Source organism: Thioalkalivibrio sp. ALR17-21, assembly GCF_000420185.1.
GTDB lineage: Bacteria > Pseudomonadota > Gammaproteobacteria > Ectothiorhodospirales > Ectothiorhodospiraceae > Thioalkalivibrio > Thioalkalivibrio halophilus.
The window spans coordinates 124165-137676 of sequence record NZ_ATUL01000005.1 but is presented as its reverse complement, the minus strand read 5'-3'; the positions used below and the strand labels follow the sequence as shown (position 1 = coordinate 137676).

The following is a 13512-nucleotide window of genomic DNA, read 5'->3' as shown; positions in this document are numbered from 1 at the left end:
CCATGCGATGTACAAACAGATCCCGGAGGGAACCATGCGATACAGAACCCTGATCCTGGTGATCATCGCCGGCCTCTTCCTGATCGCCGGCTGCCGGGGCACCGCCCCCGTGTATAACGTCAGCGACACCACCATCACCAATGCGCAGGGCGAACGTCCCGGTGCCGAGGTGATGTCGCAGGCAATCCGCGATGCCGGCGCACGGCTCGGCTGGCGCATGGAGGAGGTCGAACCGGGCGTGATGGAAGGGGCAATCCGCGTGCGCGATCACACGGCCGTGGTGGAGATCCCGTATTCCGCCGGGCAGTACCGCATCGACTACAAGGACAGCACGAACCTCAACCACACCAACGGCGAGATCCACCCGAACTACAACCGCTGGATCGAGAACCTGGACAACCAGATCCGGGCCGAGCTCTCGCGCCGGTAGCCCGGGATCCGCACGGGTCGGTTCCGGGGCTGGACCGGGAGCGGCTCAATCGGGGCGCGGGCGCTCCGGATCGGACCGGCGCTCGCGCTGCCCGGCCTCTTCCGGATCGGAGGCATCGGACAGGCGTCCGGACTCCTGCGGGCCCCGGTCGCCCGACTCCGAAGATTCGCCGCCGCCCTGACCGGGATCGAAATCGCGCTGGTGGGTGTTCGCCAGCATCTTGCCCGCCCGATCCTCCAGGCGTTCGCGGGTGGGCTTGTCGGCCAGCTCCTCGGCGCTCTGCGCCAGATGGTGATAGAGATCGCGGTAGGTGCCCGCCATGCTGGCGAACAGCGTGGCCGTACGGTCGAAATGATCGTTCACCTGCGAGCGGTAGCGCGTGAGCTCCTGCATGCGCTGATCCAGCTCTTCTTCCAGCTGACGGATCAGCTTGCGTTCATCGCTGGTCACCCGACCGACCCAGAAGCCGACCAGCGCCGCCACCACGATCGCCAGGATGCCGAGGGCCACCCACAGCCCGACTGCCGTCTGTTCTTCCACCGCTGTCACCTTTTTTCGCTCCGGCGCGCCGCCGGCGTTGCTTCCGGAGCCCCGGGCCTTTCCCCGGGGCGTCCCGGGGCCATTGTGCCCCACGCTCCGTGCGAACGCACATGCTACCCTCGCACAAACCCCCGGAAAGCAAGGATTCCCACGATGCAGGATTCGCCGCGCGCGCAGCAGATCCGGCAGGCCCATGCCACGCTGATCCATCTGGTGGTGCAGGCCTGCCAGAACCCGCAGAGCCGACAGGAGCTGGAGCCCGTCCTGGAACAGGCGATCCAGGGCGGCTGGACGGACCTGGTCGCCCGCATCCGTCAGGTGCTGGACGGCCAGCGCGACCCGTCTCTTTTGAACGGTCTGGACGAGGAAGACAACACCATTCTTTCGTCCATTCTCACCGGCCTGCAGGACCCGGCCACGCTGCCGGACCCGAACCAGACCGCCGATGCCGCGCAGGCCGCGCCGGGCCTTGCCCAGATGATCCACGGAGCATCCCGCGGCGATCCGCAGTCGCTGCACTGGCTGTCGCAGATGGCCGAACAGATGACCCGCGCGGGCGGCGACATGGCCCGCCTGGGCGGCATCGCCAAGCGCCTGGTGGATGGCGAACGCGATCCGGAGGTGCTGTGTCAGGGCATGGGTCCGCAGGGCGAGAACCTGGTGCAGTCCATCCTGAGCGAACTGGGCAAGCTGGAACGTCACTGACGGAAACCGCGAGCGACCCATGCCCCGGCCCGCTGTCCCGTACCTCCGCGCCCCCCGGACCGTTCTCCTGGTCCTGCTGGTGGTGGCATTCGCCGGCTGCGCACCGGTACAGGTGCAGCCGCCTCCCGATCCGGACCCCGCGACACAGGTGCTGATCATCGACCATGGACGACACAGCAGTCTGCTGCTGCCGGACGCGGACGGCCGGCACTGGCTGCGTTATTCCTACGGGGACTGGCGGTTCTATGCCGAACGCCGTACCGGGCCCTTCAGCGCGCTGGCCGCGCTGGCCTGGCCGACCCGGGCCGCGCTGGGACGCCAGGTGCTTGCCGGCGACCATCCGGAAGAAGCCCTGCGACGTGACCTCCGGGTCCCGGTGCGCGAGGTGCTTGCCCTCACGGTCGATGCCGACGAGGCCGCCGCACTGCGCGAGGATCTGGAAGAACTGTGGCGCACGGGGCAGGACGACCGGCGCGAGATGGCCGTGTGGGACATGGCGTTCGTGCGGCACCCGATTCCGTACAGCCTGCGCCACAATTCCAACCGCATGATCGCGTTGTGGCTGGCCGAACTGGAGGTTCGGGTATCACGGTCGCCCATCCTGTCACGCTGGCAGGTGTGTCCGGTGGCCCCGGGGAACGCAACGGAAGACGACGACGCACCGGAAGACGACGACGCACCGGACTGCTGACCGGACGCCCTGACCGCACCGGTTACAGCGCGCGCACCCAGCCGAGAACGGCCTCCTGCAGGCTGCGCCCCGGCCCGATATGGGCGCGCGGGTCGTTCACCAGCAGAACGACGCGCACGTCATCCCCGCTCTGCGTACGCACGTAGCCGGCCACGGCGGAGACCTCGCGCAGGTGTCCGGTCTTCAGATGCATGTGCCCGCGTTCGGCCCCGTTGTTGAAGCGGTTGCGCAGGGTGCCGTCGACCCCGGCCAGGGCCAGCGAGGACTGGAACTCGGGCCGCAGTGGATGTTCCCACCCGGCCTTGAGGATCTGCCCCAGCTGGTACGGCGACATGCGTGCGTCACGCGACAGCCCCGAACCATTGTCCACCCGCATGCCACCGGGGTTCACGTCCAGCTCGCGCAGGGCCTGCAGCAGTGCCTGACGCGAACGCTCCTTGGTCACCGGGGCGCCGTGGCGCTCCGCGCCCAGACTCAGCATCAGATGCCGGGTCATCACGTTGGAGCTCCACTTGTTGGAGACCCGGATCAGGTCCGCCAGCGGCCGCGAGCGGTGCGTCACCAGGGGCTCCTCCTGCAGGGGCGTCATGCGCCCCGGGCGGATCTCGCCGTCCAGCTCCCCGCCCCATTGCGACCAGTGCAGACGGAACAGCCCGGCGTGATTGCGTTCGGGCTCGGTTACCGAACGCAGCAATTCGTATTCACCACAATGCACGGGATACTCGCCCCTGAGCGTCAGGCGTCCGTTGCTGCGGTCGGCATCGATCTCGATCCCGCGCTGAAAGTCACCGCAACGACCACGCCCGGGCCGCAGCCGGTTGTCGATCTCCACGTCCGGAAGTGGGGGATCCAGGCTCACCCGGACGGCCTCGCCATTGCGCCCGGGCCGCACACGAATGCGGTGGGCGTTGGAGTTCACGTGCAGGGCGTACACGCCCTGGTTATACGCCCGCAGCGGCTTCCCGTTGAACACGGAAGGATCCTGCGGCCCCACGTCGAAATGCGAGGCGTCCAGGATCACGTCGCCGGCGATGCGTTCCACGCCCGCCTGACGCAGCTGCCCGAGCATGCGCCAGTGCTCCTCATTGACCATGCCGGGGTCGCCGGTGCCGCGCACCACCAGGTCGCCGTCCAGAACCCCCTCGCGCAGCTCGCCGACGGCCCACAGCTCGGTCTTCCAGGTGTAGTCCGGCCCCAGCTGGTCCAGCGCCGCCAGCGAGGTCGCCAGCTTGAGTGTGGAAGCCGGGTTGAACAGCCGGTCGGCATTAAGCTGCGCGAGCACGGCATTGTCCCCGGCGCGCTGGATCCAGAGCCCCACGGACCCGGGTGGCAGGCCCTGCGCATCGATCGCGGATTTCAGCGGGGTGGGCAGATACTCGTACTCGGAGGCGAACGCGCCCCCGGGAATGGCCGGAAGCAGCGCGAGCAGCAGGATTGCCAGCAGGGCAGGGGTACGGCGGTTCATGGACGCGGCGACCATCCAGCAGGGGGACCAGGGCCCAGTATTGGCTGTCACGACCCCGCGGACAAGCCCCGCGTGAAACCCGCGCCCTCGGCAAGGTTCTGCATCACGCCGGCGAGGTATTCGGCGGTCACCAGCTTGACCCCCATGCGATTGCCCAGCTTGCGCATCCCCTGATCGGCGGTCGCCAGTTCGGCATCCAGTTCCATCGCCAGAAGCACCGCGTCCACGTCCTCGCGCGAATCCACCAGGCCCTTGCGCATCGCCTCGCGAAAACGCTCGCGCAGCTGGGTGATCAGCTCGGGGCGCAGGGACTCGGCCGCGCCGGCCTCGCGGGTGTGCTCCTCGGCGATGCGCAGGCCCCGGTCGATCCGGGTGCGCACCTCGTCGATGAATTCGTAGAGGATGTCGCTGGGCAGGGTCAGCGCGAAACGCCGCGGCGAACGGACCCACACCACGGTCTCGAAATCGGCGGCCAGCGGCTCGAGGTCGCGCATGGTGCGGAATTCCTCGTAGACCGACAGCGGCATGTAGAACTCCGCGCTGCAGTCGCGCGCGAGCCGGAGAAACTGCTGCAGGACCGCCTCGGGGGTCTCGCCGAACTGCGCCGAGACGTGCGGGTTGGTGAAGACGCTGGTGTCCAGCACGAAGCGGCGCATGGGGACCTTCCGGTGGCTGTGGGACGGGCTCCCATCATCGATACCCCCCGCGAGGGGGTCAACCGGGGTGTTACGCCGGGCCGTTACGGGCCGTTACGCGGCGTAACGACGGGTGTTACGTGGCGTAACACCCGTAACCCCCTTCTGCTTCACAAGCCACTGTTTTTACAAGCCCGGAATCACTGGCCCGCGACTTGCATCGGGCGCGGGACGCCGATTCCCGCAGCCGACACGATGTCCGACGCCCTCGACAGCACCCGCGAGTTCCTCAGCGCCCACGCGCCCTTCGACCAGCTCGAGGCCGAGGCGCTGGAATTCCTGTTGCCGCGTCTGCAGACGCGCTTCTACGAACAGGGGGCGCGCATCACCGACCCGGAAGCGGGCCCGGCGCAGCGCTTCCACATCATCCGTCAGGGACGCATCCGCGGGGAGAGCCCGAGCGAGGACGAACAGCTCTCCGGGAACGCCTGGGAGCTGATCCCCGGCGAGTGTTTCCCGATCGGGGCCCTGCTCGGCCGCCGCGCGGTGCATACCGTGCATCGCGCGGCGGAGGACACCCTGTGCCTGGAACTGAGCCTTGAGGATTTCGACCGCCTGCGGGCCCGCTCGCGGGTATTCAACGACTTTTGCACGCGGCGTCTGGCCAACCTGCTGGACCGCCTGCATCAGGGCCTCGACAGCCTCGCCAGTCATGACGCGGCCGGCGGCGGCCAGCTGAACACCCCGCTGGCACTGCGCCTGGCGCGCGAACCGGTCACCTGCCGCCCGGACACCCCGCTGCGCGAGGCCCTGACCACCATGCGCGACCAGCGGGTGGGATCGATCGTCGCGGTGGACGACCAGGCCGCACCGGTGGGCATCTTCACCCTGCATGACCTGCTCAACCGAGTGGCCCTGGAAGGGGTCGGGCTGGATACGCCGGTGCGCGCGGTGATGACCCCGGACCCGGTCGCGCTGGAGGAGAACGCCCCGGGCTTCGAGGGCATCGAGGCGATGACCGAGCACGGGATGACCCACCTGTGCGTGGTCCGCGACGGCCGCCTGACCGGGGTGCTGGGCGAACGCGACCTGCTCACCCGCCAGCCGCTGACCCTGGACGGGCTGGTGCGCGAGATCCGCCAGGCGACCGCGGTCGACGAGATCGCCGCGCGCCTGCGCCAGGTCCCGCGGCTGGTGGAGGCGGTGATCACCCAGGGCGCCGAGGCGGACCAGGTCCTGCGCCTGATCACTCGCCTGAACGAACACGCGACCCGCCGGGTGCTGGCCCTGCTGCGCCCGCAGTACGACATCGAGGGCATCGATTTCACCTGGCTGGCGTTCGGCTCGCAGGCGCGCGAGGAGCAGGCGCTGATCACCGACCAGGACAACGGCATCCTGTTCGATGCCGAGCCGGGCGAGGAGGACGCCGTCCGCGCGCGCCTGCTGCCCTGGGCGCAGGCCGCCAACCGGGCGCTGGCGGAGTGCGGTTTCACCCTGTGCCCCGGCAACATTATGGCCGGCAATCCGGAGTGCTGCCTCAGCGGCCCGGAATGGGAGGCCCGTTTCACCCGCTGGATCGAACAGGGCACCCCGGAACACCTGCTCAAGAGCACCATCTTCTTCGACCTGCGCGCGGTGGACGGCGACGCCTCGCCGGTGGAGGCGCTACGCACCTTCCTGCTGCAGAAGACCGCCTACAACTCGCGCTTTCGCCGGCAGATGGCCGCCAACCAGCAGGCCTTCCGCCCGCCGCTGGGTCTGTTCGGCGAGATCCGCGCCGGGGCCGAGGGCATCGACGTGAAGAAACAGGGCCTGACCCCGTTCGTCGACGGCGCACGGGTGATCGCACTGGCCGCCGAACTGCCGGCCACCGGCAGCCACGAGCGCATGGATCAGGCGGTCAGCGCCGAGGCCATGCGCCCCGGCGATGCCGCCGACTATCACGCGGCCCTGCGCTATCTGCAGATGCTGCGCCTGCGCGCGCAGCAGAAGGCCCTGCGCGAGGGCCGCGAGGACGACAGCCGCATCCGGCCGGAAGAACTGGGCGCCCTGGAGGGACGGGTGCTCAAGGAATCCTTCCGCCAGGCCCGCAAGCTGCAGGGGCAGCTCGCGGTGCAGTACCAGCTGTGAGGCCACCACAGCGCCATACCTACGAAAAGAGGAGCAACACCATGTCGCAAGACCTCAGTCGCGAGGCGTACTGGAAGGCGAACCTTCGCCTTCTGGCGATCTGCCTCGGCATCTGGTTCTTCGTGTCGTTCGTGCTCGGCATCCTGCTCGCCGCGCCACTGAACAACATCCATCTGGGCGGGTATCCGCTGGGCTTCTGGTTCGCCCAGCAGGGCTCGATCTACACCTTCATCGTCCTGATCTTCGTTTATGCCTGGCGCATGAACGTGCTGGACCGCAAGTTCAACGTCGACGAGGAGTAATCCGGCCATGGATCAACAGACTCTCAGCCTGATCGTGGTCGGCATCACCTTCGCGATCTACATCGGGATCGCGATCTGGGCCCGCGCCGGCTCGACCAGCGAATTCTACGTGGCGGGCAAGGGCGTCCACCCGGTCGCCAACGGCATGGCCACGGCGGCCGACTGGATGTCCGCGGCCAGCTTCATCTCCATGGCCGGCCTGATCGCCTTCCTCGGCTTCACCGGGGGTGCCTATCTGATGGGCTGGACCGGCGGCTACGTGCTGATGGCCCTGCTGCTGGCCCCCTATCTGCGCAAGTTCGGCAAGTTTACGGTGCCCGAATTCATCGGCGACCGGTTCTACTCCAAGCCGGCCCGCGTGGTGGCCGTGATCTCGCTGCTGGCGATGTCCATCACCTACGTGATCGGGCAGATGCGCGGCGTCGGGATCGCCTTCTCCAACATCCTCGAGGTGCAGCTGGAAGTGGGCCTGGTCGCCGGGATGGCAGTGGTGTTCATCTACGCCGTACTCGGCGGGATGAAGGGCATCACCTACACCCAGATCGCGCAGTACGTGATCATGATCTTCGCCTACACGGTGCCGGCGATCTTCATTGCGATCACCCTGACCGGCAACCCGCTCCCGCAGCTGGGCCTGGGGTCGACCCTGCAGGGCTCCGACACCTACCTGCTGGAAGCGCTGGACAACACCATGGTGGAGCTGGGCTTCACCCAGTACACCGCCACCGAGGGCGGCATGAGCATGCTCAACATGTTCCTGCTGACCCTGGCGCTGATGATCGGTACCGCGGGCCTGCCGCACGTCATCATCCGTTTCTTCACCGTCCCGCGCGTGCGGGATGCCCGCAAGTCGGCCGGCTGGGCGCTGGTCTTCATCGGCATCCTCTACACCACCGCGCCGGCGGTGGGTGCGATGGCCATCTGGAACCTGGTCAACACCGTGCATCCGGGCGAGATCGGCACCGAGGAAGGCCACCTGGCCTATGAGGACAAGCCAGCCTGGATGGAGCGCTGGGAACAGACCGGCCTGCTGGAGTTCGAGGACAAGAACGACGACGGCGTGATCCAGTACTACAACGACGAGAACGAAGAATTCGCCGCCATGGCCGAGGAGGAATACGGCTGGGAAGGCAGCGAGATCGTCGAGCTGGACCGCGACATCATGGTGCTGGCCAACCCCGAGATCGCCGGTCTGCCGGGCTGGGTCATCGCCCTGGTGGCGGCCGGGGGGATCGCGGCGGCCCTGTCCACCGCGGCCGGGCTGTTGCTGGCGATCTCCTCGGCCATCTCGCATGACCTGCTCAAGGGGGTCTTCACGCCGAAGATCAGCGAGAAGCGCGAGCTGCTGGCCGGACGCATATCGATGGCCGTCGCCATCCTGTTCGCCGGCTATCTCGGGCTCAATCCACCGGGCTTCGCGGCCGAGGTGGTGGCACTGGCCTTCGGACTCGCGGCCGCGTCGCTGTTCCCGACCCTGATGATGGGCATCTTCATGAAGAAGATGAACCGCGAAGGCGCGATCACCGGCATGCTGGTGGGTCTGGTGAGCACCCTGCTGTACATCTTCATGTACAAGGGCTGGTTCTTCTTCCCCGAGACCGCCATGCTGCCGGACACGCCGGAGGGCTGGATCTTCGGGATCAACCCCTCCAGCTTCGGTCCCATCGGTGCGGCCCTGAACTTCATCACCGCCTTCATCGTGATGAAGATGACCGCTCCGCCGCCGAAGGACATCCAGGACCTGGTGGAAAGCGTGCGCGTGCCGCGCGCCGACTGATCCGTTCCTGGGATCCGCTTCCGGGGCCGGCCACCAGGCCGGGCCCGGGACGATCCCCGAGGTATTTCTCTCGGGGATCGTCCGCAAATCCACGCGGGTGGGCTTGCGGACGATCCTCGCGACACCCCAGCCAGCCATCCACGGAGTACCGGGATGAACGCCGAACTCGACGAGATCCGCGAATTCCTCGATCAGTCGCCGGATCTCGCGGAGCTGTCCGCGGAGACCCGCTCCGCGATGGTGCGCCGCCTGACCCTGCGCTACCTGCGCCACGGCGCGCCGTTCCCGCCCGAAGGGGACAGCGACGGGCTGTGGATCGTGCACACCGGCGCCATCGACCTGCTGGACGCCGGCGACCGGCTGCACGACCGGCTGGGCGAAGGCGACGTGGCCCGGGTCGCCGACGGCGCCTGGGGAAGCGGAGTGGCCGGTGAGCACGGACGCGTGACCGAGGACGCACTGGTCTATCACCTTCCCGGGCCCCGCGCCGAGGACCTCGCGACCCGTCATCCGGAACTGGCTGATTTCCTGCGTACCCCGGGCGCGCCGGTGGCACCGGACGGCGAGAACGCGGTGATGCACGCCACCGAGGGCGGACCGGACGCCCTGCTGACCACGCCGGTCTCCACCCTGATGAGCCCGCAGGTTCTGCAGGGGCAGTCGGACATCTCGCTGCGCGAGGCGGCCCGGCTCATGACCGACGCGGATGTCTCGGCCCTGGTCCTGCACACGGCCGAAGACCCGGACCGACCCGCCGGCCTGCTCACCGATACCGACCTGCGCCATGCCCTGGCGCAGGGCCTGCCCGCGGACACCCCGGTGCATCAGTGCATGGCCCGGCATCTGGTCACCGTTACCGGAGAAACCCCGGTCTTCGAGGCTCTGCTGGAGATGGCACGCCGCGACATCCATCACCTGCCAGTGGTGGAACCGGGCGGAGGCCGTCTGGCCGGCATCCTCTCCGGGACCGACCTGATCCGGCACCAGGGCACCAGCGCGGTGCATCTGATCCGTGACCTGCGCCGGGCCGGCTCGCAGGAAGAACTGTGCCAGCACATGCAGGCCCTGGCCCGCCTTCAGGTCCGGCTCACCGAGGCCGGAGTGGACGCCCTGCGCACCGCGCAGGTAATCACGCTGGTGGTCGACACCCTGACCCGATGCCTGATCGAACTGGCCGAAGCCCGTCTGGGGCCCGCTCCGGCCGCATGGGCCTGGCTGGCCAGCGGCAGCCAGGGCCGCCACGAACAGCTGGCCCATACCGACCAGGACACGGCTCTCATCTGGGACGACGGTGCCCCGAACGACGCCGACGACTGGTTCGCCGAACTGGCGCGCGAGGTCACCGACGGGCTGGACGCCTGCGGCATCCGGCGCTGCCCGGGCGGCGTCGATCCCACCCACGCGGCCTGGCGCGGCCCCGCCAGCACCTGGCAGGAAACCTTCCGGCGCGTCTTCACCCGGCCGGACGCGCAGGAGGCCCGCCTGGCCGCGCATTACCTCGACCTGCGGGTAATCCACGGCCGTGGCGATCTCTTCACGCCCCTGCGGGAGCAGGCGCTGGACGACGGCTGCCGCCACGAGGCGGCGCACACGGCCATGGCGGTGCAGGCCCGCGAAGTACGCCCCCCGCTGGGTTTTTTCCGCCGCTTCGTGCTCGAACACGATGGCGAGCACACTCCGGCCCTGGACCTGAAGAAACGCGGCCTGCTGCCGGTGGTGGCCCTGGCGCGGGTCTGCGCCCTGCGCGCCGGAGCCGATGCCCGCGGGACCCTGGAACGCCTGCGCGCCGCCGCTCACGCCGGGGTCCTCGACCCGGACAGTACCCGGGAGCTGGAAGAGGCATTCCGCTTCATTGCCGGGGTCCGGGCCCGCCATCAGGCGCGACGGATCGCCGCCGGCGAAGCCCCGGACAACCACGTGGACCCGACGGAACTCTCCGGGCTGGAACGCAGCCGGCTGAAGGCCGCCTTCGTGCGCGTGGATCGAGCCACCCGGGCGGCCCTGGGAGGCGAAGGCGAGGTATGACCCGCGCCGCCGCCCCGCAACGCGAGGCCTGCGCCCCCGGTCGCGCCGCGTTCTGGCTGGCGCCGGGCTACTGGCGCTTCTGCCGTGCACGAGACCACGCCCGGAGCCAGGCCCCCGCCGGGGCGCTGCGGGACTGCCTGAGCACGCCGCCGCCCGCCCCGGCACAGCCGGTAGCCCGCACCCGCTTTCTCGCGGTGGACATCGAGACCACCGGTCTGGACCCGCAACGCGACGCCATCCTGAGCATTGGCTGGGTGGCGCTGGATGGCACCAGCATCGACCTGGCGACCGCCGGACACGTACTGGTACGACCGCAACGCGAGGTACCGGAACAGAGTGCGGTGATCCATGGCATCACCGACCACCGGGCAGCGACCGGCGGCACGCCCGGCGAGGCCCTGGATGCGCTGTTCCGGGCCCTCGACGGCCGCGTTCTGATCGCCCATCACGCAGCCCTGGAGCTGGGCTTTCTGGCCCGCGCCTGCGAACGTCACTATGGCACGCGCCCCCCACTGGCGGTGGTCGACACCCTGCGTCTGGCCGAAACCTCGCGGCGGCGCGCCGGCCGCCCGATCCCGGCCCGGGGGCTGCGGCTGCACGTACTGCGCGGCCAATACAATCTGCCCGCCCGGCGCACCCACGACGCCCTGCTGGACGCACTCGGGGCCGCCGAACTGTTCGCCGCGCTGATCGCCGAACGCGATCCGACGGGCGAGCTGCCGCTGGGACGCGTGCTGTTCCGGCCGCGACGGCTCTGGTAGGCCGGACACGGCCGGCAGGCATGCTATCCTCGCGCCCGTGAGACCCAACCCCGACGAATCCGCTGGAACCACGCAGAACATGGAGGCCCGCATGAGCGACACCATCGAGTCCACCCTGACCGAGACCCGCCATTTCGATCCGCCGGCGGCATTCACCGCGAACGCCCGGCTGAAGCCGGAGGACGTGGAGGCCCTGCACAACAAGGCGCGGGCCGACTACGAGGGGTTCTGGTGCGATCTGGCCCGGCAGAAGATCGACTGGCAGACCGACTTCACCGAGGGCCTGGACAGCTCGAACGCCCCGCATTTCCGCTGGTTCGCCGACGGGCGCATGAACGTCTCCTACAACTGCATCGACCGCCACCTGGAGGCCCGCGGCAACAAGACCGCGATCCGCTTCGAGGCCGAAAACGGCGATACCCGCAACCTCACCTACCGCGAGCTCTACAACGAGGTCGGCAAGCTGGCCAATGCCCTCAAGGGCATGGGCGTGGAGAAGGGCGATCGCGTGGTCATCTACATGCCCATGAACGCCGAGGCCGTGATCGCCATGCAGGCCTGCGCCCGCATCGGCGCGATCCACTCGGTGGTGTTCGGCGGCTTCTCCGCGGATGCGCTGCGCGACCGCGTGGTGGACTCCGGCGCCACCGTCATCATCACCGCCGACGGCGGCGAGCGCGGCGGCAAGGTCGTGGGCCTGAAGGCGGGCGTGGACAAGGCGCTGGCCAGCAACCCCGCCGAGGTCGAGAAGGTCATCGTCTGCCGGCGCGCCGGCAACGACGTGACCATGCACGAAGGCCGCGACGTCTGGTGGGAAGAGGCGGTGGACGGCGAATCGGTCGACTGCGAACCGGAATGGGTGGAATCCGAACACCCGCTGTTCCTGCTCTACACCTCCGGCTCCACCGGCAAGCCCAAGGGCATCCAGCACTCCAGCGCCGGCTACCTGCTGGGCGCGATCATCACCAACGAATGGGTGTTCGATCTGCAGGGCGACGATATCTTCTGGTGCACTGCCGACGTCGGCTGGATCACCGGCCACACCTACGTCGCCTACGGCCCGCTGGCGGTGGGCGCGACGCAGGTGGTCTACGAGGGCGTGCCCACCGTTCCGGACGCCGGGCGCTGGTGGAAGATGTGCCAGGACCACGGCGTGACCGTGTTCTATACCGCCCCCACCGCCATCCGCGCGCTGATGAAGGCCGGCCCCGAGCTGCCCGAGCAGTACGACCTGTCGAAACTGCGCCTGCTGGGCACCGTGGGCGAACCCATCAACCCCGAGGCGTGGATGTGGTACTACCGCGAGGTCGGCGGCGAGCGCTGCCCCATCGTGGACACCTGGTGGCAGACCGAGACCGGCGCCAACATGATCGCCCCGATCCCCGGCGCCACCACCCTGGTCCCGGGCTCCTGCACCCGCGCCCTTCCGGGTATCGACGCCGACGTAGTGGACGAGGACGGCAACAGCCTGGGCGCCGACGAGGGCGGCTACCTGGTCATCAAGAAGCCCTGGCCGTCCATGCTGCGCACCGTGTGGGGCGACGACCAGCGCTACAAGGACACCTACTGGCCCAAGTTCGGCGGCAAGTACTACCTCGCCGGCGACTCCGCGCGCCGCGACGCGGAAGGCAACTTCTGGATCATGGGCCGCATCGACGACGTCCTCAACGTCTCCGGGCACCGCATGGGGACCATGGAAGTCGAATCCGCACTGGTGGCCCACCAGGAAGTCGCCGAAGCCGCGGTGGTCGGCCGTCCACACGATGTGAAGGGCGAGGCCATCGTCGCCTTCGTCATCCTCCAGAGTGACCGCCTGACCGGCGAGGAAGCCGAAAAGATGGTCAAGGAACTGCGCGAATGGGTGGGCGAGCAGATCGGCCCGATCGCCAAGCCCGACGACATCCGCTTCGCCGACGGCCTGCCCAAGACCCGTTCCGGCAAGATCATGCGGCGCCTGCTGCGCTCCATCGCCAAGGGCGAGGAGATCACCTCGGACACCTCCACCCTGGAGAACGAGGCGGTCATCCCGCAGCTGCAGGGCAAGGCCTGAC

General features: G+C 68.8%; 12 protein-coding genes. 9 read left to right on the top strand and 3 right to left on the bottom strand.

The window, feature by feature from the left end:
• Nucleotides 1-34: 34 nt before the first annotated feature.
• On the top strand, nucleotides 35-430 hold the full coding sequence (locus G020_RS0104250; protein WP_024328772.1) for a hypothetical protein: 396 nt from the start codon (nucleotides 35-37) through the stop codon (nucleotides 428-430).
• A gap of 45 nt (nucleotides 431-475) precedes the next feature.
• Here the strand turns inward: G020_RS0104250 and G020_RS0104245 are convergent, their stop codons facing one another.
• Nucleotides 476-970 carry a YhcB family protein gene (locus G020_RS0104245; RefSeq protein WP_018870263.1) on the bottom strand — a complete coding sequence of 165 codons (495 nt, stop codon included), beginning with the start codon at nucleotides 968-970 and terminating at the stop codon, nucleotides 476-478.
• A gap of 153 nt (nucleotides 971-1123) precedes the next feature.
• On the opposite strand from G020_RS0104245, the gene G020_RS0104240 reads away from it, so the two are divergent.
• Nucleotides 1124-1675, top strand: coding sequence for a hypothetical protein (locus G020_RS0104240; RefSeq protein ID WP_024328771.1), 552 nt, complete (start codon nucleotides 1124-1126; stop codon nucleotides 1673-1675).
• A gap of 19 nt (nucleotides 1676-1694) precedes the next feature.
• Nucleotides 1695-2366: a DUF2459 domain-containing protein gene (locus G020_RS0104235; protein WP_024328770.1), complete on the top strand. Its 672-nt coding sequence runs from the start codon at nucleotides 1695-1697 to the stop codon at nucleotides 2364-2366.
• A gap of 22 nt (nucleotides 2367-2388) precedes the next feature.
• Here the strand turns inward: G020_RS0104235 and dacB are convergent, their stop codons facing one another.
• Both dacB and G020_RS0104225 read right to left on the bottom strand, forming a co-directional pair.
• Nucleotides 2389-3831, bottom strand: coding sequence for a D-alanyl-D-alanine carboxypeptidase/D-alanyl-D-alanine-endopeptidase (dacB, locus tag G020_RS0104230; protein WP_024328769.1), 1443 nt, complete (start codon nucleotides 3829-3831; stop codon nucleotides 2389-2391).
• A 47-nt stretch (nucleotides 3832-3878) separates the two neighbouring features.
• A complete protein-coding gene (locus tag G020_RS0104225; RefSeq protein WP_018946921.1) occupies nucleotides 3879-4487 on the bottom strand; it encodes an RNA ligase partner protein in 609 nt (202 codons plus the stop codon).
• A 234-nt stretch (nucleotides 4488-4721) separates the two neighbouring features.
• On the opposite strand from G020_RS0104225, the gene G020_RS0104220 reads away from it, so the two are divergent.
• The 6 genes from G020_RS0104220 (at nucleotide 4722) to acs (ending at nucleotide 13511) form a co-directional block, all read left to right on the top strand.
• Entirely contained in the window at nucleotides 4722-6596 is a 1875-nt protein-coding gene (locus G020_RS0104220; RefSeq protein WP_024328768.1) for a DUF294 nucleotidyltransferase-like domain-containing protein, read from the top strand.
• A 41-nt stretch (nucleotides 6597-6637) separates the two neighbouring features.
• The gene (locus G020_RS0104215; RefSeq protein ID WP_018870270.1) at nucleotides 6638-6898 is read left to right on the top strand and encodes a DUF4212 domain-containing protein; all 261 of its coding nucleotides are present in this window, start codon (nucleotides 6638-6640) and stop codon (nucleotides 6896-6898) included.
• 7 nt (nucleotides 6899-6905) lie between these two features.
• Nucleotides 6906-8675, top strand: coding sequence for a sodium:solute symporter family protein (locus tag G020_RS0104210; RefSeq protein ID WP_024328767.1), 1770 nt, complete (start codon nucleotides 6906-6908; stop codon nucleotides 8673-8675).
• Between the two features lie 153 nt (nucleotides 8676-8828).
• A complete protein-coding gene (locus G020_RS0104205; RefSeq protein ID WP_024328766.1) occupies nucleotides 8829-10700 on the top strand; it encodes a putative nucleotidyltransferase substrate binding domain-containing protein in 1872 nt (623 codons plus the stop codon).
• Nucleotides 10697-11461 carry a 3'-5' exonuclease gene (locus G020_RS0104200; RefSeq protein ID WP_024328765.1) on the top strand — a complete coding sequence of 255 codons (765 nt, stop codon included), beginning with the start codon at nucleotides 10697-10699 and terminating at the stop codon, nucleotides 11459-11461. The genes G020_RS0104205 and G020_RS0104200 overlap by 4 nt, the downstream gene beginning before the upstream one ends.
• A gap of 91 nt (nucleotides 11462-11552) precedes the next feature.
• A complete protein-coding gene (acs, locus tag G020_RS0104195; RefSeq protein ID WP_024328764.1) occupies nucleotides 11553-13511 on the top strand; it encodes an acetate--CoA ligase in 1959 nt (652 codons plus the stop codon).
• The last annotated feature ends 1 nt before the right edge of the window (nucleotide 13512 follow it).

Bases quoted from the DNA above. Each gene is read 5' to 3' on its own strand.
- G020_RS0104250 (WP_024328772.1), top strand. From the start codon at position 35: ATGCGATACAGAACCCTGATCCTGGTGATCATCGCCGGCCTCTTCCTG.
- G020_RS0104240 (WP_024328771.1), top strand. From the start codon at position 1,124: ATGCAGGATTCGCCGCGCGCGCAGCAGATCCGGCAGGCCCATGCCACG.
- G020_RS0104235 (WP_024328770.1), top strand. From the start codon at position 1,695: ATGCCCCGGCCCGCTGTCCCGTACCTCCGCGCCCCCCGGACCGTTCTC.
- dacB (WP_024328769.1), bottom strand. From the start codon at position 3,831: ATGAACCGCCGTACCCCTGCCCTGCTGGCAATCCTGCTGCTCGCGCTG.
- G020_RS0104225 (WP_018946921.1), bottom strand. From the start codon at position 4,487: ATGCGCCGCTTCGTGCTGGACACCAGCGTCTTCACCAACCCGCACGTC.
- G020_RS0104220 (WP_024328768.1), top strand. From the start codon at position 4,722: ATGTCCGACGCCCTCGACAGCACCCGCGAGTTCCTCAGCGCCCACGCG.
- G020_RS0104215 (WP_018870270.1), top strand. From the start codon at position 6,638: ATGTCGCAAGACCTCAGTCGCGAGGCGTACTGGAAGGCGAACCTTCGC.
- G020_RS0104210 (WP_024328767.1), top strand. From the start codon at position 6,906: ATGGATCAACAGACTCTCAGCCTGATCGTGGTCGGCATCACCTTCGCG.
- G020_RS0104205 (WP_024328766.1), top strand. From the start codon at position 8,829: ATGAACGCCGAACTCGACGAGATCCGCGAATTCCTCGATCAGTCGCCG.
- G020_RS0104200 (WP_024328765.1), top strand. From the start codon at position 10,697: ATGACCCGCGCCGCCGCCCCGCAACGCGAGGCCTGCGCCCCCGGTCGC.
- acs (WP_024328764.1), top strand. From the start codon at position 11,553: ATGAGCGACACCATCGAGTCCACCCTGACCGAGACCCGCCATTTCGAT.